This window comes from Saccharomonospora iraqiensis subsp. iraqiensis, assembly GCF_000430445.1.
GTDB classification, from domain to species: Bacteria; Actinomycetota; Actinomycetes; order Mycobacteriales; family Pseudonocardiaceae; genus Saccharomonospora; species Saccharomonospora iraqiensis.
Genome location: NZ_KE387087.1, coordinates 18,398 through 19,607 on the forward strand (window position 1 = coordinate 18,398; position 1,210 = coordinate 19,607).

Consider the following 1,210-nt stretch of genomic DNA (forward strand, 5'->3'; position numbering starts at 1 on the left):
CCCGCCGCGGCGGCGATCGCCTCGCCCGTCGCCCTGGCCTCGTCGGGGGTGGTCAGCGTGCCCGCCATGCTCTGCGCGATGGCCCGGCGGAACAGCCCCGCCGACAGCGGCGAGGTCAACAGTGCCGCGACGGCCGTGCCGCCCGCCGACTCGCCGAAGACGGTGACGTTGTCCGGATCGCCCCCGAAGTTCGCGATGTTGTCGTGCACCCAGCGCAGCGCCGCCACCTGGTCGAGCAGCGCCCGGTTGGCGGGCGCGTCGGCCAGGTGGCCGAAGCCCTCGAAGCCGACCCGGTAGTTGAAGCTCACCACCACGGCGCCGTCCCGGGCCAGCCGGGAACCGTCGTAGGTGGGCTCGTTCGACGACCCGACGAGGAACGCCCCGCCGTAGATCCACACCAGTACCGGCAGGCCCGAACCACCCACGTCGGGGGTCCACACGTTCACGCTCAGGCAGTCGAGGCCGTGCTTCGGCTTCCACAGCGACGGCATCCCGTCCACCATCGGACCCTGCGGCGGCGGTGCCGAGAACCGCACCGCGTCCCGGACGCCGTCCCAGGGCGCGGGTGGTTCCGGCGGGAGGAAGCGGCGCGGCCCCTCGATCGGCGCGGCGAACGGGATGCCGGTGAACACCCCGAGGCCGTCGGCGTCCCGGCCGCGGACGGTTCCGTACTCGGTCTTCGCGATCATCTCCACCCGACCATTGGACCCTACGACCGGCCGAACGCGAAATCTCTTCGTCGAAGTCCGCGACGCGGTTCGCCCCCGGCCACCGGTCGGCCGTGTCACGCGCATGGCGGGCACCCGTAACCCGCAGGGATTACTGAGAGCGCCGGAAGCGCGCACCCTTGGTTTACTCGGACTGGACCGAAAGGGGTGGCATGGCCGAGTGGCGTCAACAGGCCGCCTGCGCGGTCGAGGCCGAGCTCGAACACGCGCGGCAGGCCGGCGAATGGAGCATGCTGGGCGCGCTGCGGCGCGCGGACGACGGCGACCACGATGCGGAGTACGTCGTCGACCTGCGCGGACGTCGGATCCGGCCGATCGAGGACCTGCGCATCGCCGACGGGGACGGCCCCCGCGACGGCGCCGCGGTACCCGCGGGTGGTGACCTCTCCGGCGGCATCCTGCGGCTCCGTGGGCTCGGCGAACTGCCCGGCGGGTGCGACCTGGCCTGGGCGCGGCAGAACACGGGCGCACCCGTGCTCGAC

The 1,210-nt window shown here is 73.2% G+C and carries 1 protein-coding gene and 1 pseudogene; one reads left to right on the plus strand and one right to left on the minus strand.

Features of this window, described 5'->3' with window-relative positions; genetic code table 11:
- A partial coding sequence (locus tag ACTIR_RS0112005; protein WP_154663744.1) for a carboxylesterase family protein occupies positions 1-689 on the minus strand: 689 nt, incomplete at its 3' end.
- 191 nt (positions 690-880) lie between these two features.
- Between ACTIR_RS0112005 and ACTIR_RS26575 the strand changes: the two are divergent.
- Positions 881-1,210: pseudogene (locus ACTIR_RS26575) on the plus strand (hypothetical protein); the annotation flags it as partial.